Annotated in this window: 16 protein-coding genes and 6 tRNA genes; 9 read left to right on the top strand and 13 right to left on the bottom strand. The window is 68.0% G+C overall.

Annotation, left to right across the window (positions count from 1 at the left end; translation table 11 throughout):
• Nucleotides 1-6 precede the first annotated feature (6 nt).
• The 5 genes from FBY35_RS35710 to FBY35_RS35690 form a co-directional block, all read right to left on the bottom strand.
• Nucleotides 7-771: an ABC transporter permease gene (locus FBY35_RS35710; RefSeq protein WP_142218007.1), complete on the bottom strand. Its 765-nt coding sequence runs from the start codon at nt 769-771 to the stop codon at nt 7-9.
• Between the two features lies 1 nt (nt 772).
• A complete protein-coding gene (locus tag FBY35_RS35705; protein ID WP_142218006.1) occupies nt 773-1,702 on the bottom strand; it encodes an ABC transporter ATP-binding protein in 930 nt (309 codons plus the stop codon).
• Between the two features lie 165 nt (nt 1,703-1,867).
• Nucleotides 1,868-1,940, bottom strand: a tRNA-Gly gene (locus tag FBY35_RS35700).
• 80 nt (nt 1,941-2,020) lie between these two features.
• Nucleotides 2,021-2,092: transfer RNA gene (locus tag FBY35_RS35695), tRNA-Gly, on the bottom strand.
• Nucleotides 2,093-2,203: 111 nt separating this feature from the next.
• Nucleotides 2,204-2,539, bottom strand: coding sequence for an Lsr2 family protein (locus FBY35_RS35690; protein ID WP_186357138.1), 336 nt, complete (start codon nt 2,537-2,539; stop codon nt 2,204-2,206).
• A 291-nt stretch (nt 2,540-2,830) separates the two neighbouring features.
• On the opposite strand from FBY35_RS35690, the gene purS reads away from it, so the two are divergent.
• The 7 genes from purS (at nt 2,831) to purM (ending at nt 10,676) form a co-directional block, all read left to right on the top strand.
• Nucleotides 2,831-3,076, top strand: a complete 246-nt coding sequence (gene purS, locus FBY35_RS35680; protein ID WP_142218005.1) for a phosphoribosylformylglycinamidine synthase subunit PurS — start codon at nt 2,831-2,833, stop codon at nt 3,074-3,076.
• Nucleotides 3,073-3,753: a phosphoribosylformylglycinamidine synthase subunit PurQ gene (gene purQ / locus FBY35_RS35675; protein WP_142218004.1), complete on the top strand. Its 681-nt coding sequence runs from the start codon at nt 3,073-3,075 to the stop codon at nt 3,751-3,753. Before purS ends, purQ begins: the two co-directional genes overlap by 4 nt.
• Nucleotides 3,750-6,011, top strand: coding sequence for a phosphoribosylformylglycinamidine synthase subunit PurL (gene purL / locus FBY35_RS35670; protein WP_142218003.1), 2,262 nt, complete (start codon nt 3,750-3,752; stop codon nt 6,009-6,011). The genes purQ and purL overlap by 4 nt, the downstream gene beginning before the upstream one ends.
• Nucleotides 6,012-6,104: 93 nt before the next feature.
• Nucleotides 6,105-6,896 (top strand): maleylpyruvate isomerase family mycothiol-dependent enzyme, encoded by a 792-nt coding sequence (locus tag FBY35_RS35665; protein ID WP_142218002.1) that lies wholly within the window; start codon nt 6,105-6,107, stop codon nt 6,894-6,896.
• Nucleotides 6,897-6,967: 71 nt separating this feature from the next.
• A complete protein-coding gene (locus tag FBY35_RS35660; RefSeq protein ID WP_142218001.1) occupies nt 6,968-7,786 on the top strand; it encodes an META domain-containing protein in 819 nt (272 codons plus the stop codon).
• 274 nt (nt 7,787-8,060) lie between these two features.
• A complete protein-coding gene (gene purF / locus FBY35_RS35655) occupies nt 8,061-9,578 on the top strand; it encodes an amidophosphoribosyltransferase (protein ID WP_142218000.1) in 1,518 nt (505 codons plus the stop codon).
• Nucleotides 9,579-9,608: 30 nt separating this feature from the next.
• Nucleotides 9,609-10,676, top strand: a complete 1,068-nt coding sequence (gene purM / locus FBY35_RS35650; RefSeq protein WP_142217999.1) for a phosphoribosylformylglycinamidine cyclo-ligase — start codon at nt 9,609-9,611, stop codon at nt 10,674-10,676.
• A gap of 59 nt (nt 10,677-10,735) precedes the next feature.
• On the opposite strand, the gene FBY35_RS35645 is transcribed toward purM, so the two are convergent.
• Nucleotides 10,736-10,990 (bottom strand): DUF3073 domain-containing protein, encoded by a 255-nt coding sequence (locus tag FBY35_RS35645; protein WP_005315345.1) that lies wholly within the window; start codon nt 10,988-10,990, stop codon nt 10,736-10,738.
• A gap of 280 nt (nt 10,991-11,270) precedes the next feature.
• Nucleotides 11,271-12,353 (bottom strand): Glu/Leu/Phe/Val dehydrogenase dimerization domain-containing protein, encoded by a 1,083-nt coding sequence (locus FBY35_RS35640; protein ID WP_142217998.1) that lies wholly within the window; start codon nt 12,351-12,353, stop codon nt 11,271-11,273.
• Between the two features lie 155 nt (nt 12,354-12,508).
• Here FBY35_RS35640 and FBY35_RS35635 point away from each other — a divergent pair, with 155 nt between their 5' ends.
• Nucleotides 12,509-13,348: a hypothetical protein gene (locus FBY35_RS35635; RefSeq protein ID WP_142217997.1), complete on the top strand. Its 840-nt coding sequence runs from the start codon at nt 12,509-12,511 to the stop codon at nt 13,346-13,348.
• A gap of 487 nt (nt 13,349-13,835) precedes the next feature.
• Nucleotides 13,836-14,042 (top strand): developmental transcriptional regulator BldC, encoded by a 207-nt coding sequence (gene bldC, locus FBY35_RS35630; RefSeq protein ID WP_003949541.1) that lies wholly within the window; start codon nt 13,836-13,838, stop codon nt 14,040-14,042.
• A 370-nt stretch (nt 14,043-14,412) separates the two neighbouring features.
• Here bldC and FBY35_RS35625 read toward each other — a convergent pair whose 3' ends face one another.
• The 6 genes from FBY35_RS35625 to FBY35_RS35600 all read right to left on the bottom strand — a co-directional run bounded on the left by FBY35_RS35625 (nt 14,413) and on the right by FBY35_RS35600 (nt 19,526).
• Nucleotides 14,413-14,592, bottom strand: a complete 180-nt coding sequence (locus tag FBY35_RS35625) for a DUF6274 family protein (RefSeq protein ID WP_142217996.1) — start codon at nt 14,590-14,592, stop codon at nt 14,413-14,415.
• 314 nt (nt 14,593-14,906) lie between these two features.
• Nucleotides 14,907-14,981 (bottom strand) — tRNA-Asp (locus FBY35_RS35620).
• A 119-nt stretch (nt 14,982-15,100) separates the two neighbouring features.
• Nucleotides 15,101-19,045, bottom strand: a complete 3,945-nt coding sequence (gene hrpA / locus FBY35_RS35615) for an ATP-dependent RNA helicase HrpA (protein ID WP_142217995.1) — start codon at nt 19,043-19,045, stop codon at nt 15,101-15,103.
• Between the two features lie 198 nt (nt 19,046-19,243).
• Nucleotides 19,244-19,317, bottom strand: a tRNA-Phe gene (locus FBY35_RS35610).
• Nucleotides 19,318-19,339: 22 nt separating this feature from the next.
• Nucleotides 19,340-19,414: transfer RNA gene (locus FBY35_RS35605), tRNA-Asp, on the bottom strand.
• A gap of 39 nt (nt 19,415-19,453) precedes the next feature.
• Nucleotides 19,454-19,526: transfer RNA gene (locus FBY35_RS35600), tRNA-Glu, on the bottom strand.
• Between the last annotated feature and the right edge of the window lie 46 nt (nt 19,527-19,572).

The following is a 19,572-nucleotide window of genomic DNA, read 5'->3' as shown; positions in this document are numbered from 1 at the left end:
CCGAAGTCAGCGGCGGGGCTCCCAGCGGAACCACCGCTGCACAGCAAACACCGAGAGTGCCGTCCAGGCCAGAGCTGTCAACGCGGCTCTCAGCACGTCAGGCGTGTCGACACCGCCCAGCCATCCGGCCCGCACGAGCGTCATCACCCCGGTCACCGGCAGCAGTTCGCACACCGACGCGACGTTTTGCGGCAGCACGTCCAGCGGTATGAACAGGCCGGAGCCCATGAACGAGGTCACGAACATCGGCAGCGTGGTGATCTGCGCACTCTCCACGGTGGCGGTCACAGCGGACGTGACCGCCGCCAGCGCGGCCAGCAGCACCATCCCCAGCAGCACGCCCAGAACCAGTAGCTCAGGCCGCTCCGGCGTCCCCACACCCAGGAACGCGACCCCCGCCACCACGATCAGCACACACTGCGCGAGCGCGAGACCGGTGGCGGGCAGCGCCGTCCCGGCGAGGATCTCGCGGTCCGGCACCTCCCCCGTACGCAGCCGCTTGAGTACCAGCTCCTCGCGCCGGGCCACATAGGCCGAGACGAGGTTGAGATGGACGACCAGGACGAGCACCATCCCGATCCCGCTGGTCATCGCCGTCCCGGCGACGGTCATCCCCGCCTTGTCGAGGTCGAGCTGGTCCAGCGTAGATTTGATGGGCGCCACCATCAGCGCGGGCATCAGCAGCGCCACAAACAGCGCGGTCCGGTTCCGCACGAGAAGCGTCAGTTCGGCCCGCCCGAGAGCGGCCAGCCGTCCGGCCGTCGCCGTCATGTCACACACCTGCCGATTCTGTCCGCGCGCTGTCCTGGGCGATGTCGAGGAAGGCCTCTTCGAGCGAGGCCGAGCGGGCATCGAGCCCTTCCAGCCTCAGGTCCGAATCCCGGGCCCAGCGCAGCAGTTCGCCGAGCGTGTCCTGCAGCTCATGCGTACGGATCTCGATCCGCCGGCCGTTCGCCGCCGCCCGCAGTGAGAGCGGCAGCCGTCCAGCCGTCACCCCCTCGGGCAGGACGAATCGGATGCGCGCGGGGCGGGCCGCCGTTACCTCGGCCGGGGTGCCCGTGCTCACGATCCGCCCCCGATGCATGATCGCCAGTCGGTCGGCCAGGAACTCGGCCTCCTCCATGTAGTGGGTCGTCAGCAGCACGGTGGTGCCGCCCTCCCGCAGCGCCCCTACCAACTCCCAGGTGTCGCGCCGCCCTTCCGCGTCAAGACCTGTCGTCGGTTCGTCGAGGAAGAGGATCTCAGGCCGGCCGAGCACGGCCAGCGCCAGATCGAGACGTCGCCGCTCGCCGCCCGACAGCTGCTTGACGCGCACTCCGGCGCGGTCCCCGAGTCCCACCAGCTCCAGCGCCTCGGCGACGGGCCGCGCCCCGCTGGTGCAGCCCGCCCACATCCGCACCGTCTCGGCGGCCGTCAGATCGGAAGGGAAGCCTCCGTCCTGCAGCATCACGCCCGTCCGCGGCCGGACGACGGCGCGCTCGCGGTACGGGTCGTGGCCGAGGACGCGCACCTGCCCACCGTCAGGGGCGGTGAGCCCTTCGAGCAGCTCGACCGTGGAGGTCTTGCCCGCGCCATTGGTCCCGAGCAGGGCGAAGATCTCGCCGCGCGCCACGGAGAAGGAGATCCCGGTTACTGCCTCGAAGCCGCCGGCGTAGGTCCGCCGCAGCTCCTCGGCCTCGATGGCGTAGTGGTCTGTGGTCATGACTCAAGGCTTGGGCCGGCGGGGCCCGCCCGGCAGTGCGGGCTGTCACCGCTGTTCATGACGCATGTCATCGGGACCGATGCGGACGTGGGCACATACGAGGGACGCATACGAAGGGCGTACACGAAGAAGGCCCCGGTCATATCGACCAGGGCCTTCACTCTGAGCGGACGACGAGATTCGAACTCGCGACCCTCACCTTGGCAAGGTGATGCTCTACCAACTGAGCCACGTCCGCATTGCTGCCGCTCAGCTCTCACTGGGCGGTGCGTCCACCACCCTACCTGATCCATGACCGCGACCGGTAAAGCGATGCAGAGCGGGTGACAGGAATTGCACACTGCGCCTTCCCCCTGGAAGGGGGATGTTCTGCTACTGAACTACACCCGCACGCTGCGCGGGGTCGGGCCCTGCGGCCTCGCCCCTCGGCGTGCTCCAGACTCTAGCCGAACAGCGGGGGTGCCGTGCAACTCGGATCGGCGAGCGCTCTCGGCCGGCCTCTCAACTGGCCGCGCGGAAAGCCTCGTAGACCGCCTTGGGGATCCGTCCGCGGGCCGGCACGTCCATCTTGTTGGACTGGGCCCAGGCCCGTACGGCCGCCGGGGCGGGCTCGACCGACGTGTGCCGGTAGGAGACACGGGACTTGTCACGCTTCCCGGTGTTTGTCCGCTTACGGCCTGCCGCCACGTAGGGAGCCAAGGCCTTGCGCAGTTTCTTTGCATTGGAGGGATTGAGGTCGATCTCGTACGACTTACCGTCCAGTGCGAACGCGACCGTTTCCGCCGCTTCTCCGCCGTCGATGTCGTCGGAGAGCGTGACCACTACTCGCTGAGCCACGGATATCGGTCCTTTCCTGCGGTATCACCGGTTCTGACATGCGTGCCCGCATGCGGTGATACCGGGTTTCCGGCTGATGAGGGGCAATGATGCTTTCCTCTGTATTCCTTTGTACAGCGGTCCGCACTGCATTGTGAAGCCCAGCCAATTACATGCGCGTGTCCGATGCAATGGCGTTCGGGATTCTTTCCCGGGATTTTCCCTGGGCGTTCTCCGGATATCTACCCGCGTAGATTTTTCGGGCGGGTACGCTGAGGGAACCGCCCTCGCAACACACCACCGGGAGTGCCCGTGGCACGCGTCGTAGTCGACGTCATGCTCAAGCCCGAGATCCTCGACCCCCAGGGACAGGCAGTACAGCGTGCACTGCCGCGTCTCGGATTCGACGGAATCGCGGACGTACGTCAGGGAAAGCGTTTCGAGCTGGAGGTGGAGGGGCCGGTCGACGAGGCCGTCCTCGCCCGCATCCATGAGATGGCCGAAACGTTCCTCGCCAACACCGTCATCGAGGACTTCGTCGTAAAGGTGGAATCGTGACCGCTCGTATCGGAGTCGTCACTTTCCCCGGCACGCTCGACGACCAGGACAGCCTGCGCGCCGTCCGCCTCGCGGGCGCCGAGCCCGTCTCGCTCTGGCACCGCGACAAGGACCTCAAGCAGGTCGACGCCGTGGTCCTCGCCGGAGGTTTCTCCTACGGCGACTATCTGCGCGCCGGAGCCATCTCCCGGTTCTCGCCGGTGATGGAGACGATCATCGACCAGGCCCGGGCGGGCATGCCGGTTCTCGGAATCTGCAACGGCTTCCAGATCCTCACCGAATCGCATCTGCTGCCGGGCGCCATGCTCCGGAACAACCATCTGCACTTCATCTGCCGTGAGCAGAAGCTGCGGGTGGAGACGAGCCGGACGGCCTGGACCGCGGACTACACCGAGGGCCAGGAGATCCAGATCCCGCTCAAGAACATGGACGGGCGGTACGTCGCCGACGAGCGCGTGCTCGACGAGCTGGAGGCCGAGGGCCGGGTCGCCTTCCGCTATCTCGACTTCAATCCGAACGGCTCGCTCCGTGACATCGCGGGCATCACCAACGCCGCCGGCAATGTCGTGGGCCTGATGCCGCACCCGGAGCACGCCGTCGAGCCCCTCATCGGCACGGGCCGCACCGACGGCCTCGGTTTCTTCACCTCGATCCTCAAGAAGCTGGTCAACCCATGAGCCTGGATACGGTCAAGCACGCGGCCGGGACCCCGGACGTCGAGCAGCCCTGGAAGGAACTCGGCCTCAAGCAGGACGAGTACGAGCGCATCCGCGAGATCCTCGGCCGCCGGCCCACCGGCGCCGAGCTCGCCATGTACTCCGTCATGTGGTCCGAGCACTGCTCGTACAAGAGCAGCAAGGTCCACCTGAAGCAGTTCAGCGAGAAGAAGCCCGAGAGCGACGCCATGCTCGTAGGCATCGGCGAGAACGCCGGTGTCGTCGACGTCGGACAGGGCTACGCGGTCACCTTCAAGGTCGAGTCGCACAACCACCCGAGCTACATCGAGCCCTACCAGGGCGCGGCCACCGGTGTCGGCGGCATCGTCCGCGACATCCTCGCGATGGGCGCCCGCCCGGTCGCGGTCGTCGACCCGCTGCGCTTCGGCGCCGCCGACCACCCCGACACCAAGCGCGTCCTGCCGGGCGTCGTCGCGGGCATCGGCGGCTACGGCAACTGCCTGGGCCTGCCGAACATCGGCGGCGAGGTCGTCTTCGACGAGTGCTACCAGGGCAATCCGCTGGTCAACGCGGGCTGCATCGGCGTGATGAAGCACGAGGACATCCACCTCGCGCAGGCGTCCGGCCCCGGCAACAAGGTCATCCTGTACGGCGCCCGCACGGGCGGCGACGGCATCGGCGGCGTGTCCGTCCTGGCGTCGGAGACCTTCGAGTCGACCGGTCCCGCCAAGCGCCCCGCCGTCCAGGTCGGCGACCCCTTCCAGGAGAAGCTCCTCATCGAGTGCACGCTCGAGATCTTCAAGGAGCAGCTGGTCGCGGGCATCCAGGACCTCGGCGGCGCAGGTCTGTCCTGCGCCACCTCCGAGCTGGCGAGCGCCGGTTCGGGCGGTATGCGCGTCGAACTCGACACCGTCCCGCTGCGTGATGCGACCCTCTCGCCCGAGGAGATCCTCATGAGCGAGTCGCAGGAGCGCATGTGCGCGATCGTCGAGCCCGGCAAGGTCGACCGCTTCATGGAGATCTGCGAGAAGTGGGACGTCATCGCCACCGTCATCGGTGAGGTGACCGAGGGCGAGCGGCTGGAGATCTTCTGGCACGGTGAGCAGATCGTCGACGTACCCCCGCGGTCCGTCGCGCACGAGGGCCCGACGTACCACCGTCCCTACGCCCGTCCGCAGTGGCAGGACGCGCTCCAGGCCGACGACGCGAACAAGCTGCCCCGGCCGGCGACCTCCGAGGAGCTGCGGGAGCAGGTCCTCAAACTGGTCGCGTCGCCCAACCAGGCGTCGAAGTCCTGGATCACGGATCAGTACGACCGTTTCGTGCAGGGCAACACCGTGCTGGCCCAGCCCGAGGACGCGGGCATGATCCGGATCGACGCGGAGTCGAACCTGGGCGTGGCCATGGCGACCGACGGCAACGGCCGGTACGCCAAGCTCGACCCCTACACGGGCGCCCAGCTCGCGCTGGCCGAGGCGTACCGCAATGTCGCCGCCTCCGGGGCCCGGCCGCTCGCCGTCTCCGACTGCCTGAACTTCGGCTCGCCCGAGGACCCGGACGTCATGTGGCAGTTCGCGGAGGCCACCCGCGGTCTCGCGGACGGCTGCCTCCAGCTCGGCACCCCGGTCACCGGCGGCAATGTCTCCCTCTACAACCAGACGGGTGAGGTCGCGATCCACCCGACGCCCGTCGTGGCGGTCCTCGGTGTCATCGACGACGTCAACCGCCGTACGCCGATCGCCTTCGCGGAAGAGGGCCAGCTCCTCTACCTGCTCGGCGACACGCGTGAGGAGTTCGGCGGCTCGGCCTGGTCCCAGGTGATCCACGACCACCTCGGCGGACTGCCGCCTGCTGTGGACCTGGACCGGGAGAAGCTGCTCGGCGAGATCCTGATCTCGGCCTCCCGCGACGGCATGATCGACGCCGCGCACGACCTGTCGGACGGCGGCCTGATCCAGGCGGTCGTCGAGTCGTGCCTGCGCGGTGGCACGGGCGCGCGGCTGATCGTCCCGGACGGGCTCGACGCCTTCACGTTCCTGTTCAGTGAGTCGGCCGGCCGTGCCGTCGTGTCCGTTCCGCGCAGCGAGGAGCTCCGCTTCAACGACATGTGCGGGGCGCGGGGTCTGCCCGTGACGCGCATCGGTGTCGTGGACGGGTCCGATTCACAGGCAGTGGTGGATGTGCAGGGCGAGTTCAGCATCGCGCTGAGCGAGCTCCGTACGGCTCACGAGGAGACCATCCCTGGTCTGCTGGTCTGACGCAGAGCGGCTCAGTAACCCCCGTCCGGTCCTTCCGGGCGGGGGTTTTGGCGGTACCTGCGGCTGTCATAGCCACCCTTTAGTGTCGGTCTCATGCCACCGGCCAAGAAGCGCACCCGCAGCTACGACTCCGCCAAGATCCGGACCGCAGTTCTCGCCCAGTTCGAGCATGTACGGCGCGCGGTGGGCACCCTCACGCCCGAGCAGCTCGCTCTGCCGACCCGGCTCGGGGACTGGACCGTACGTGACCTGGCCGGGCACATCGCCATGGCGATGGACACGGTCGTCCGGACCTACGCGAACCCGGCGCCCGCAGCAGTGGAAGTCGAGCTGCTGGACTGGCCGTTCGCGACGGTCAAGCACGCCGGGAGCGTCGCGGAGGACACCAAGAAGATCACGGCGATTGCCGAGCCCCCGGAGCTGTACGCCCGGACCGCGGCCCGGCTCACCGAGCTGCTGGCCGTCGCCTCCGACGACCGGCTCCTCGCCGCCCGCGTCGGCGCGATACGGTTCGGCGACTTCCTGGTCACCCGTACCGTCGAACTCATCGTCCACACCGACGACTTGAACGATGCCACCGGGCTCGGCATCCCCTGCGACCGGCAGGCGCTCGCCACATGTACCCGGCTGCTCGCAGACGCGCTCGCGGTGAAGGCACCGGGTGCCTCCACCGAGGTACGGGTGCCGCCGTTCGCCGTAGTGCAGTGCGTCGAGGGCCCGCGGCACACCCGGGGTACCCCGCCCAATGTCGTCGAGACCGATCCGCTGACCTGGATCCGTCTCGCCACCGGGCGTACGGGATGGGCCGAGGCGATCGACGCGGCGAAGGTCAGCGCCGGCGGGGAACGCGCCGATCTCTCCGCGCTGCTCCCGATCCTGGGCTGAGCGCGGTGGCAGGGCGGGGGAAGGCGCAGGAAGGCGGGGAACCAGAGCCACAGTGGCCCCGTCAGATCGGTATGCGAAACCAGCTGAGCATCCCAGTCACCGCCCTGGCGCTGCTCGCCCTCGCGGCCTGCGGCACGGAAACGGGTTCCGGATCCGGCACCGGCGACGCCGGCGGGTCGGTCTCGACCGATCTGCCCCTGACCGGCGTCCACTGGTCCGTCGACAGCGTGACCACCGGCGGGAAGAAGTCCCTGGCCCCCGAGGGCGCTCATGTCGAGATCACCTCCAAGGGCCGCGCCCAGGGCAGCTACGGCTGCAACAGCTTCGGCGCCGACGTGAAGGTCGAGGGGGACACGATCACCGTGGGCAATGCCGTGCAGACCGAGATGGCCTGCGACAAGGGCCGCATGGCCTTCGAGGACACGCTGCGGACCGCCTTGTCCGGCAAGCTCACAGCGAAGATCACCGACGGGAAGCTCACGTTGACGACCGACAAGGGCGACTCCATCGCCCTCAGCTCCAAGAAGCCCGCCCCGCTCGTGGGCACCAAGTGGACCGTTGACTCCCTGGTGACCGGCGACACCGCGTCCTCCATGCCCGCCGGCACGGAGAAGAACGCCTACATGACCTTCGCCAAGGACGGTTCCGTACGCGGCAGCCTCGGCTGCAACACCTTCACCAGCACCGCGAAGATCTCCGGCTCCACCATCACCTTCGACCGGCTCGCCACCACCCGCAGGATGTGCACCGGCACGGCGCAGATGGTGGAGAGCCACTTGCTGAAGGTCCTGAACGGCAAGGTGACGTACAAGATCGAGTACCGCAGCCTGGCTCTCACCGGGGAGAACGGCAAGGGACTGGCCGCGACGGCGACGCCCGCCCGGGTGTGACAAGGGCAACGCCGACCTGGTCCCTGACGCCCTTGCAGCGGGTGCCCGGCGGACGGAAACCAGGCCTTCCCGACGTCGGGGTGCGGGTCCTGCCCGGCGCGGCGACAGGTTCGCCGAGGACACGGACCAGGTCAACGCGCCGGCGCTGCGCCAGCGTGACCGCCCGGTCACCAAGAGGCGGCACCGCGTAAGAACACTGGGGACCACCCTTCGCGCAAGCCCGGCGCGTATCCCCAATTCGGACCAGTGGTCGATCTCGCCTACACTCGGTGCCGTGCCACGTGGTGACGGACGACTCAACCACGACCTGCTCCCCGGTGAGAAAGGCCCCCAGGACGCTTGCGGCGTCTTCGGTGTCTGGGCCCCGGGCGAAGAGGTCGCGAAGCTCACTTACTTCGGGCTCTACGCCCTCCAACATCGAGGCCAGGAATCCGCGGGAATCGCGGTGAGCAACGGCTCCCAGATCCTCGTCTTCAAGGATATGGGCCTGGTCTCCCAGGTCTTCGACGAGACCTCTCTCGGCTCCCTCAAGGGTCATATCGCGGTCGGTCACGCCCGCTACTCGACCACGGGCGCCTCCGTGTGGGAGAACGCGCAGCCGACCTTCCGGGCGACTGCCAACGGCTCGATCGCGCTCGGCCACAACGGAAACCTGGTCAACACCGCCCAACTCGCCGAGATGGTCGCGGCTCTCCCCAAGGAGAACGGCCGGGCCACCCAGGTCGCCGCCACCAACGACACCGATCTGGTCACCGCGCTCCTCGCGGGCCAGGTCGACGGCGACGGCAAAGCCCTGAGCATCGAGGCGGCCGCTGCCAAGGTGCTGCCGGAGGTGCTGGGCGCCTTCTCGCTCGTCTTCATGGACGAGAACACCCTGTACGCCGCCCGCGACCCGCAGGGCATCCGCCCGCTCGTCCTCGGCCGCCTCGACCGCGGCTGGGTCGTCGCGAGTGAGTCGGCCGCCCTCGACATCTGCGGCGCGAGCTATGTCCGCGAGATCGAGCCGGGCGAGCTCATCGCCATCGACGAGAACGGCATCCGCACCTCCCGCTTCGCAGAAGCGAAGCCCAAGGGCTGTGTCTTCGAGTACGTCTACCTGGCCCGCCCCGACACCGACATCGCCGGCCGGAACGTCTACCTCTCCCGTGTGGAGATGGGCCGCAGGCTTGCCAAGGAAGCTCCCGTCGAGGCCGATCTGGTGATAGCGACACCGGAGTCCGGTACCCCCGCCGCCATCGGTTACGCCGAGGCCAGCGGTATCCCCTACGGCTCCGGCCTGGTGAAGAACGCCTATGTCGGCCGCACCTTCATCCAGCCGTCCCAGACCATCCGCCAGCTGGGCATCCGCCTCAAGCTCAACCCCCTCAAGGAAGTCATCCGGGGCAAGCGCCTGGTCGTGGTCGACGACTCGATCGTCCGCGGCAACACCCAGCGCGCCCTGGTCAAGATGCTCCGCGAGGCCGGCGCCGCCGAGGTCCACATCCGGATCTCGTCCCCGCCGGTGAAGTGGCCCTGCTTCTTCGGTATCGACTTCGCCACCCGGGCCGAGCTGATCGCCAACGGCATGACGATCGAGGAGATCGGCACCTCGCTGGGTGCGGACTCGCTCTCGTACATCTCCCTGGACGGCATGATCGAGGCGACCACCATCGCCAAGCCGAATCTGTGCCGAGCCTGCTTCGACGGCGAGTACCCGATGGATCTTCCCGATCCCGAGCTGCTCGGCAAGCAGCTTCTGGAGACCGAGCTGGCGGGCGGTGCCGATGCCGCCGACGCGCTCCGTCGTCCGTAACCCCGCAGTACGACACGAAAGCTCATCGCTATGACCGAGACCACCGGTGCCAGCTACGCAGCTGCGGGCGTCGACATCGAAGCGGGCGACCGCGCCGTCGAGCTGATGAAGGAGTGGGTGAAGAAGACGCAGCGCCCCGAGGCCCTCGGCGGCCTCGGCGGTTTCGCCGGTCTCTTCGACGCCTCCGCCCTCAAGCGCTACGAGCGCCCGCTGCTCGCCTCCGCCACCGACGGCGTCGGCACAAAGGTCGATCTTGCCCGCCGGATGGGTGTGTACGACTCGATCGGCCACGACCTCGTCGGCATGGTCGTCGACGACCTGGTCGTCTGCGGCGCCGAGCCGCTCTTCATGACCGACTACATCTGCGTGGGCAAGGTTCACCCCGAGCGGGTCGCCGCCATCGTCAAGGGCATCGCCGAAGGCTGTGTCCTGGCGGGCTGCGCTCTGGTCGGCGGCGAGACCGCCGAGCACCCCGGACTCCTCGGCGAGGACGACTTCGACGTCGCCGGCGCCGGTACGGGCGTGGTCGAGGCCGACCGTCTGCTGGGCGCGGATCGTATCCGTACGGGTGACGCGGTCATCGCGATGGCGTCTTCGGGCCTTCACTCCAACGGGTACTCGCTGGTCCGTCATGTGCTGTTCGACCGGGCGAAGATGTCCCTGGACCAGCAGGTCGAGGAGTTCGGCCGGACGCTGGGTGAGGAACTGCTCGAACCGACCAAGATCTACTCGCTGGACTGCCTGGCGCTCACCCGGACCACCGAGGTGCACGCTTTCAGCCATGTCACCGGCGGCGGTCTTGCCAACAACCTCGCCCGGGTGATCCCGGACAATCTGCACGCGGTCGTCGACCGGTCGACCTGGACCCCCGGCGCCGTCTTCGATCTCGTCGGCACGGCCGGCGCCGTCGAGCGACTGGAGCTGGAGAAGACGCTCAACATGGGCGTGGGCATGATCGCCGTCGTCCCCGAGGAGTCGGTGGACGTGGCGCTGACCACGCTTGCGGACCGCGGCGTCGACGCCTGGGTCGCGGGAGAGATCACCGACCGCGGCGACCGCACCACGGGCGCCGAACTCACGGGTGAGTACGCAAGCTGAACAGCACAGAACCCGGTCCGAGGGCAGCCCCGGACCGGGTCGGTGTGTCTAGTGCAACGTCAAGCGCCGCGGCGCTGTTGCGACGACGGACCGGACTCGTCGTCCTCGTCCTCGTCGTCGTTGTACAGATCCGCGTACTGTGCGTACGGGTCGTCTTCCTCGTCGTCGTCCTCGAACGGCTCGCCGTTCGGAGGCTGACTCGAAGTCGATGCGCCCAGCTCGTTGGCCAGACGCGACAGGTCAGTCCCGCCGCTGTTGTACTTCAGCTGGCGGGCGACCTTTGTCTGCTTGGCCTTGGCCCGGCCGCGCCCCATGGCTCGACCCCCTCGGTGACGGGGCTCGACGGCCCCAGAGTCTTGACACGCGTTCATGATTCAGAACGGGCTCTCCGTGGAGAGACCGGTCCGTAGGGCTTCAACGGTACCTGCTTCCGCGGCCATACGGTACGCCGCCCGCATGACGCGCCACTTCACAGAACCCGCGAGGAGCCCCGTCCTCGCTGGTCAACTGCGATTTTAACCTCTTCTTGGCAGTCGACCCGCCGACCGGGGTGAGTCTTGTCTCCCAGGACGGCGGGCCGAGGTCCGGCGAGGATCAGCGGCGGCGGGCCTCCGCCATGCGCTGTTCGGCGATCCGGTCGGCCGCCGCGGCCGGCGGAATACCGTCTGCCTTCGCGCGTGCGAATATTGCCAGCGTGGTGTCGAAGATCTTCGCGGCCTTCGCCTTGGAGCGGTCGAAGTCGAAGCCGTGGAGCTCGTCGGCGACCTGGATCACGCCACCGGCGTTCACCACGTAGTCGGGGGCGTAAAGGATCCCGCGGTCCGCGATGTCCTTCTCCACGCCCGGGTGTGCGAGCTGGTTGTTGGCCGCGCCGCAGACGACCTTCGCGGTGAGCGCGGGCACGGAGTCGTCGTTCAGGGCTCCGCCGAGCGCGCAGGGCGCGTAGACGTCCAGGCCCGCGGTACGGATCAGCGCGTCGGTGTCCGCGACAGCGGTGACCTGCGGATGCTTGTCGAGAATCCGGCGTACGGAGTCCTCGCGCACATCCGTGATCACCACATTGGCGCCGTCCTGGAGCAGATGCTCGACCAGGTGGTGGCCGACCTTGCCGACGCCAGCGATGCCCACCGTGCGCCCGTGCAGCGTCGGGTCGCCCCACAGGTGCTGGGCCGAGGCCCGCATGCCCTGGAAGACGCCGTACGCGGTCAGCACGGAGGAGTCGCCGGCGCCGCCGTTCTCGGGCGAGCGCCCGGTGGCCCAGCGCGTCTGGCGAGCCACGACGTCCATGTCCGCGACATACGTACCGACGTCGCAGGCGGTGACATAGCGGCCACCGAGAGAGTCCACGAACCGGCCGTAGGCCAGCAGCAGCTCCTCCGTCTTGATCGTCTCGGGGTCACCGATGATCACGGCCTTGCCGCCGCCGTGGTCGAGCCCGGCCATGGCGTTCTTGTACGACATTCCCCGGGAGAGGTTCAGCGCGTCGGCGACGGCCTCTTCCTCGGAGGCGTACGGATAGAAACGGGTGCCGCCGAGGGCAGGGCCCAGGGCGGTCGAGTGGATGGCGATGACGGCCTTCAGCCCGGAGGCGCGGTCCTGGCACAGCACGACTTGCTCGTGGCCGCCCTGGTCCGACCGGAACAGGGTGTGCAGGACGCCGTCGGTCACATCGGTCACGGTGGTGACTCCCAAGTACGAAGCGGCGGATGCGGACCTTCCTGTGGGTGGGGAAGGCCCAGTTGGGACAGAGGGTAAGTCCTACGCGTGCGTAGATCCGACCCAGTGCTGAGGATCACCCCCTGGCGGAGTACCGGCGTGGAAGGATTTGCCCCATGCCAGCGCTGTCCTCGGTCCTTGTCCCGTATGCGGCCTACCTGCGGGTGTACGAGCCGCTGGCGGCCTTTCCAGAGCCGGAGCGGAGCCACTGGGCCCGCTATGCCCGCCGGGAGCGCACGCCCACCGCGCAGGACGAACTTCGGCGTTCGCTCGCCGACTTGCTGCCCACACCGCCGGTCCCGGTGCCCGTCCACGAGAGCGGCGACGCCTTCGTCACGGAGGTCGACGGGGTGGTCTGCGTCTGCCCGTGGCGGACCCGGCTGCGCGGCTGGATGGCGCTGGAGGAGCTGGCGGAGCAGCTGCCCGCGCCCCTGCTCGACGCGGTGCTGCCGCCGGTGGTGCGCGGGCAGGCGGCCGCTGACTACGAGCAGTGGCGCGAGCACAACCCCGACGCGCGGCCCTGGATCAGGACGTCGGTCTGGCAGGTGCCGGTGCGCTGGTTCGCGCTGTTCTCGGACGACGAGCGCGAGTACGAGCCTGCCGGGCCCGGTGCGGCCGTGCTGCGCTACCGGACGCCGATGGTGCAGGCCAGGCGGCGGGTGGCGCGCGCACTGAAGACCTTGCGGGAGACGATCGACGAGGGCCGGCTGACCGAGGACCTGGTAGATGTGGGGCGATGGCTGGAGGAATTCCATCCGCGTTCCCTGGTCGAGCTGGACTACGGCGGCCTGGTGCACGCGCTGACAGGACCGCAGCTCGCGGAGGACCGGTCGGCCGCGGATCTTGCCGAGGGGATCGCCGCGCTGCGGGCCGGGGACGGCGACGCCGCCGGAGAGGCGTACGCCCGTCTTGTGGATCGCTGGCGGGCTGTGAAGGACCTTCAGTTCGCCAACTGAGCGTTTCTGGGGACCATTGAGCCTCCCTGAGGCCATCGGTCCAGGACGTTGGTCCCGATCCGGGCCTTTGTCTCAAGCGTGACGGACGGCACTTACTGGGCCCTTGCGCCCATCACCTACCCTCGTGTCAAAATAGGACAAGGAGTCCGGGGAGGGCTCCTTCCGTCCAACTATGGGCGGAATGCTCGGCATTGCACTCTACGGGGGGTCTGACGACTCCTGATCGCTCTGTGACTGATCGTCACTGTGACGTGACTGTCCGCTATGACATGGTCCATCGGCCTTCCGCCGCTGTTGGACACCTCAGAGGGCAATTCCGTCGGTTTGGCCGACGTGGCTGGACAGATGGTGTAGTTGTAGTGCCGAGGACAAGCCGTTCGTCCTATAACCGACTCGGCCCGCGTCTGCCATTTCGGGCAACGCGGGCCAAGGTGCAGAATTTAGAGGAAAGAACCGAGAAGGTTCGGTTCTCCCGAGGAGGCCGCTCATGACCGCTCGCACCCCTGATGCCGAGCCGCTGCTGACCCCGGCTGAGGTTGCCACGATGTTCCGCGTGGACCCGAAGACGGTGACCCGCTGGGCGAAGGCCGGCAAGCTCACGTCCATCCGCACGCTCGGTGGACATCGTCGGTATCGCGAGGCTGAGGTCCGCGCACTGCTTGCGGGCATTCCGCAGCAGCGCAGCGAGGCCTGAACACCCCATTTGATCGGGCATTTCCGGGACCCCCATCCCGGTAAGCCCCCCTATAGCTCCACATGACGGGCGTCTGCCCCAACAGACACCTCAGTCATTGATCGCGCTGGACTCCGCCGGGTCCAGCGCGATTTTTTTGTGCCCGGGGAGGTGGTGGCGGGCGGTCGGCCGGGGCCCTGGGGGCAGGGTGGCCGGAAGGGGTTTGGAAGGGCTCGAAAGGTGGTGCAATTGCACATATTAAATTGGTCGGTTGTAGGGAGAGGGTAAATTCCCCCGTTCGGGAAACCCGTTCGGTGACACCCGTCACACTGCACGCCTCTTGCCAAAGACGAGCGTGCCACGCGCGAACTCCCGTGCCGGAGCGCTCAGGTCACTCGGATGCGGATCCATCGGCCTCGGACTCGGGGGCGCCGGAGGGCTCCATGGCGAGCTTCAAGAGGCGGTGGCAGATGGGGCAGTGCCGTGTGAGGTGCCGATAGCCGGACGCGGCCTTCAGATGGGCGCGCAGAAGCGCCTTGGTCTCGTGCTGCCTCGCTGCGGACGCCGCCATGCACGTCACCTCCGGTGTGTGCCGTCCTCTATGCACTGGGTACCGGTGGCAGATGACGCCGTCAAGACGCCGTGGGCACGGCTGCGGCGCGTGTGACACCTGTGCCGCGTGAGTCGCCTCACGTGCCTGGAACGGCCGCTGCAGGGGGCTTCCCCGACCTTTCCCCGAACGCGCTTCGCCCGTGTCCCCAGACTCCGGCCGGGCTGACATGTGCCGCCCTGCCGCACCGGCGGGAAGGGGCGGGGCAGGGTCGGGAAACAGCCCCCGGGCACGACGAAGGCCCGCACCGTATGGCGCGGGCCTTCGTATCACTGCGGTCCTGACGGGATTTGAACCCGCGGCCTCCACCTTGACAGGGTGGCGAGCACTCCAAACTGCTCCACAGGACCAGGTTTCGCAGCCGGAGCCACGCGGCGGAGCCGCTGTGTGCTGCTTTCGTTGGCTGCGAGAGAGACTGTACAGCAGGTCAGTGGGTGCGGTCGAACCCGAAGCGGGCCACCCCGCCGGGTCAGGGTGCCGCCGCGTCGATCGCCTTGACGATGCGCTTGTCGGAGACCGGATACGCCGTGCCCAGCGCGTGCGCGAAGTAGCTGACCCGCAGCTCCTCGATCATCCATCGGATGTCCAGGACCTCCTGCGGGACCGGCCGGCCCTTCGGCATCTGCTCCAGCAGCCAGGCGTACTCGTCCTGCATCTCGTGGACCTTCTCCATGCGCGTCGTGTCGCGCTGGACGGCCGTCGGCATCTGCTGGAGACGGCGGTCCACTGCCACCAGATAGCGCATCAGGTCCGGCAGCCTGCGCAGGCCGGTCCTGGTGACGAAGCCGGCCGGCATGAGGGCCGCCAGCTGTTCGCGGACGTCCTGGACGTTGTTGACCAGCGTCAGGCTGTTCGTCGCCTTCAGGCGGCGCTCACAGGCCTGCCAGGCGGCCAGGATCTGCTGGACCTGCCCCACCGTCCGTACGGTCGCGTCGACGAGATCGGCCCGCACCTTGTCGTACAGCTTGCGGTACGACTCCTCGTCCCAGGCCGGGCCGCCGTGGTCGGCGATCAGCTTGTCCGCCGCGGCCATGGCGCAGTCGTCGAAGAGCGCCTGGATCGAGCCGTGCGGATTGCGTGACAGCGCGAGCTTCTGCTGGTTGGTCAGCTTGTCTGAGGCGAACTTGGCAGCGTTCACAGGGATGTTGAGCAGGATCAGCTTCCGCGTGCCCCGCCACATCGCCTGCTGCTGCTCCGCCTCGGTGTCGAAGAGGCGTACGCAGACGCTCTCACCGGCGTCGACCAGGGCCGGATAGGCCTTGACGGGCTGGCCCGCGCGCCGGGTCTCGAAGACGCGGGTGAGCGTGCCGATGGTCCAGTCGGTGAGGCCCGAGCGCTCGATGGACTCGCCCGAGGAGCCCGCGGTCGCCGCCGCGGCCTTGGACAGGGCCTGGCGGGCCTTCGGCTTCAGCTGGAGCTTCAAGGACTCCAGGTCTTTGCTCTCGGCGAGCTTCTTGCGGCGCTCGTCGATGATCCGGAATGTGATCTTCAGGTGGTCCGGGATCCGGGTCAGATCGAAGTCCTCGGCCGTGACCGGGACCCCGACCATGCGCTGCAGCTCACGCGCGAGCGTGGTGGGCAGCGGCTCCTGGAGCGGCTGTACCCGACTGCTCCCCTCCGGGGACGAGGTCCGCTCCAGAAAGGCCTTCGCGTAGTTCGGCGCCGGGACGTAGTGCCGCCGGATCGGTTTGGGCAGAGAGCGGATCAGCTCCATCACGACGTCCTCGCGCAGCCCCGGGATCTGCCAGTCGAAGCCCTCTCCCGTGACCTGGTTCAGCACCTGGAGCGGGATGTGGACGGTGACACCGTCCGCGTCGGCGCCCGGCTCGAACTGGTAGGTCACACGGAACTTCAGCGGGCCCTGGCGCCAGGAGTCGGGATAGTCGTCCTTGGTGACCTGCCCGGCCTTCTCGTTGATGAGCATCTCGCGCTCGAAGTCGAGGAGTTCGGGCTCGTCCCGGCGCTTGTGCTTCCACCACGAGTCGAAGTGCGCGCCGGAGACGACATGTTCGGGCACGCGCTGGTCGTAGAAGTCGAACAGCGTCTCGTCGTCCACCAGGATGTCGCGGCGGCGGGCGCGGTGCTCCAACTCCTCGACTTCGGTGAGGAGTTTGCGGTTGTCGGCGAAGAACTTGTGGTGCGTACGCCAGTCGCCTTCGACCAGCGCGTTGCGGATGAACAGATCGCGGGAGGTCTCGGGGTCGATGTGCCCGTAGTTCACCTTGCGCTGGGCGACGATCGGCACGCCGTACAGGGTGACCCGCTCGTACGCCATCACGGCGGCCGCGTCCTTCTCCCAGTGCGGCTCGCTGTAGGTGCGCTTGATCAGATGCTGTGCTAGCGGCTCGATCCACTCCGGCTCGACCCTGGCGTTGACCCGGGCCCACAGCCGCGACGTCTCGACCAGTTCGGCCGACATGATGAAGCGCGGGGGCTTCTTGAAGAGCGCCGAACCGGGGAAGACGGCGAACTTGGCGCTGCGGGCGCCCAGATACTCGTTCCTGTCGGTGTCCTTCAGCCCGATGTGCGAGAGCAGACCGGCCAGCAACGAGGTGTGGACGGACTGCTCGGGCGCATCCTCCTCGTTGAGATGGATGCCCATCTGCTTGGCGACCGTACGCAGCTGCGCGTAGATGTCCTGCCACTCGCGGATGCGCAGGAAGTTCAGATACTCCTGCTTGCACATCCGGCGGAAGCTGGAGGAGCCGCGCTCTTTCTGCTGCTCGCGGATGTAGCGCCAGAGGTTGAGGTGGGCGAGGAAGTCGGAGGTCTCGTCCTTGAAGCGGGCGTGCTGCTGGTCGGCCTGCGTCTGCTTGTCGGCGGGACGCTCGCGCGGGTCCTGGATGGAGAGCGCCGCCGCGATCACCATGACTTCGCGCACGCAGCCGTTCTTGTCGGCCTCGATGACCATACGGGCCAGACGCGGGTCGACCGGCAGCTGGGAGAGCTTGCGGCCGAGCTGGGTGAGCTTCTTCTTGGGGTCCTTCTGCGCCGGGTCGAACGCGCCCAGTTCCTGGAGGAGTTGGACCCCGTCACGGATATTGCGGTGATCCGGCGGGTCGATGAAGGGGAACTTCTCGATGTCGCCGAGGCCGGCCGCGGTCATCTGGAGGATGACGGACGCCAGGTTCGTACGCAGGATCTCGGCGTCCGTGAACTCCGGGCGGGAGTGGAAGTCGTCCTCGTCGTACAGCCGGATGCAGATGCCGTCCGACGTGCGGCCGCAGCGGCCCTTGCGCTGATTGGCGCTGGCCTGGCTGATCCGCTCGATGGGCAGACGCTGGACCTTGGTGCGGTGGCTGTAGCGGGAGATACGGGCGGTGCCCGGATCGATCACGTACTTGATGCCGGGAACGGTGAGGGAGGTCTCGGCGACGTTCGTCGCGAGGACGATCCTGCGCCCGGTGTGCGGCTGGAAGACGCGGTGCTGCTCGGCGTGCGAGAGGCGCGCGTACAGCGGGAGCACCTCGGTGAAGCGGTACTGCTTCTTGTTGAGCGCGTCCGCGGTGTCGCGGATCTCGCGCTCACCGGAGAGGAAGACGAGGATGTCGCCCTTGCCCTCGCCCTGGAGCTCCTCGACGGCGTCACAGATCGCGGTGATCTGGTCGCGGTCGGACTCCTCGCTGTCGTCCTCCAGCAGGGGCCGGTAGCGGACCTCGACGGGATACGTACGGCCGCTGACCTCGACGATCGGGGCGTCGCCGAAGTGGCGGGAGAACCGCTCCGGGTCGATCGTCGCGGAGGTGATGATCACCTTGAGGTCGGGGCGCTTGGGCAGCAGCCGGGCGAGGTAGCCGAGCAGGAAGTCGATGTTGAGAGACCGCTCGTGGGCCTCGTCGATGATGATCGTGTCGTACGCGCGCAGCTCGCGGTCGGTCTGGATCTCGGCGAGCAGGATGCCGTCCGTCATCAGCTTGACGAATGTGTCGCCGCCGACCTGGTCCGTGAACCGAACCTTCCAGCCCACCGCCTCACCCAGGGGGGTACGCAGTTCCTCGGCGACCCGTTCGGCGACCGTGCGCGCGGCGATTCTTCGCGGCTGCGTATGGCCGATCATGCCGCGTACGCCCCGGCCAAGCTCCATACAGATCTTCGGGATCTGCGTCGTCTTTCCCGATCCGGTCTCGCCCGCGACGATCACGACCTGGTGGTCCCGTATCGCCTCCAGGATCACGTCCTTCTTCTGGCTGACCGGGAGCTGCTCGGGGTAGGTGACATCGGGGGCGCGGCTTGCACGCAGAGCCGTACGCGCGGCGGACCGCTCGGCCTCGCCGGCGATCTCGTCGAGCACGGCCTGCCGCGCCTCGGGCTTGCGGATGCGGCGGGCGCCTTCGAGACGACGGCCGAGCCGGTGGGCGTCGCGGAGGGACGCCCCGGCCAGCAGGGTCTGAAGTTCTGCGAAGGAAGTAGACATACGGACCCCAGGATCGCACCCCCGGGAAAGCACTGGCGAACGCATTTCCACCACGAGCTGGTGCAGGACGGAACAGATCCGTCCAGATCCGGAACCGGGGGAAGCACGGCCATGCCGATCGCCGCGCGGGGTGCTGGGTGTGGCAGTGCAGATCACAGAGAAAGCCCCGGTCCGCGGAGGATCGGGGCTTTCGGGTTGTGGCTGGGGCCGGGGTCGAACCGGCGACCTATCGCTTTTCAGGCGATCGCTCGTACCAACTGAGCTACCCAGCCACGCAGCTCTCACGAGCCGCAGCGGTCCTGACGGGATTTGAACCCGCGGCCTCCACCTTGACAGGGTGGCGAGCACTCCAAACTGCTCCACAGGACCAAGCAATGTGCGAGCACAAGTCTCGCACATGGTAATGCGTGCCCCCAACGGGATTCGAACCCGTGCTACCGCCTTGAAAGGGCGGCGTCCTGGGCCACTAGACGATGAGGGCTAAGGGCCCACCTGGGCGCTTTGCAGCGCGTCGGGGACGTGAGAAG

The organism is Streptomyces sp. SLBN-118, assembly GCF_006715635.1.
GTDB lineage: Bacteria > Actinomycetota > Actinomycetes > Streptomycetales > Streptomycetaceae > Streptomyces.
This window is presented reverse-complemented; position numbering and strand designations above follow the sequence as displayed.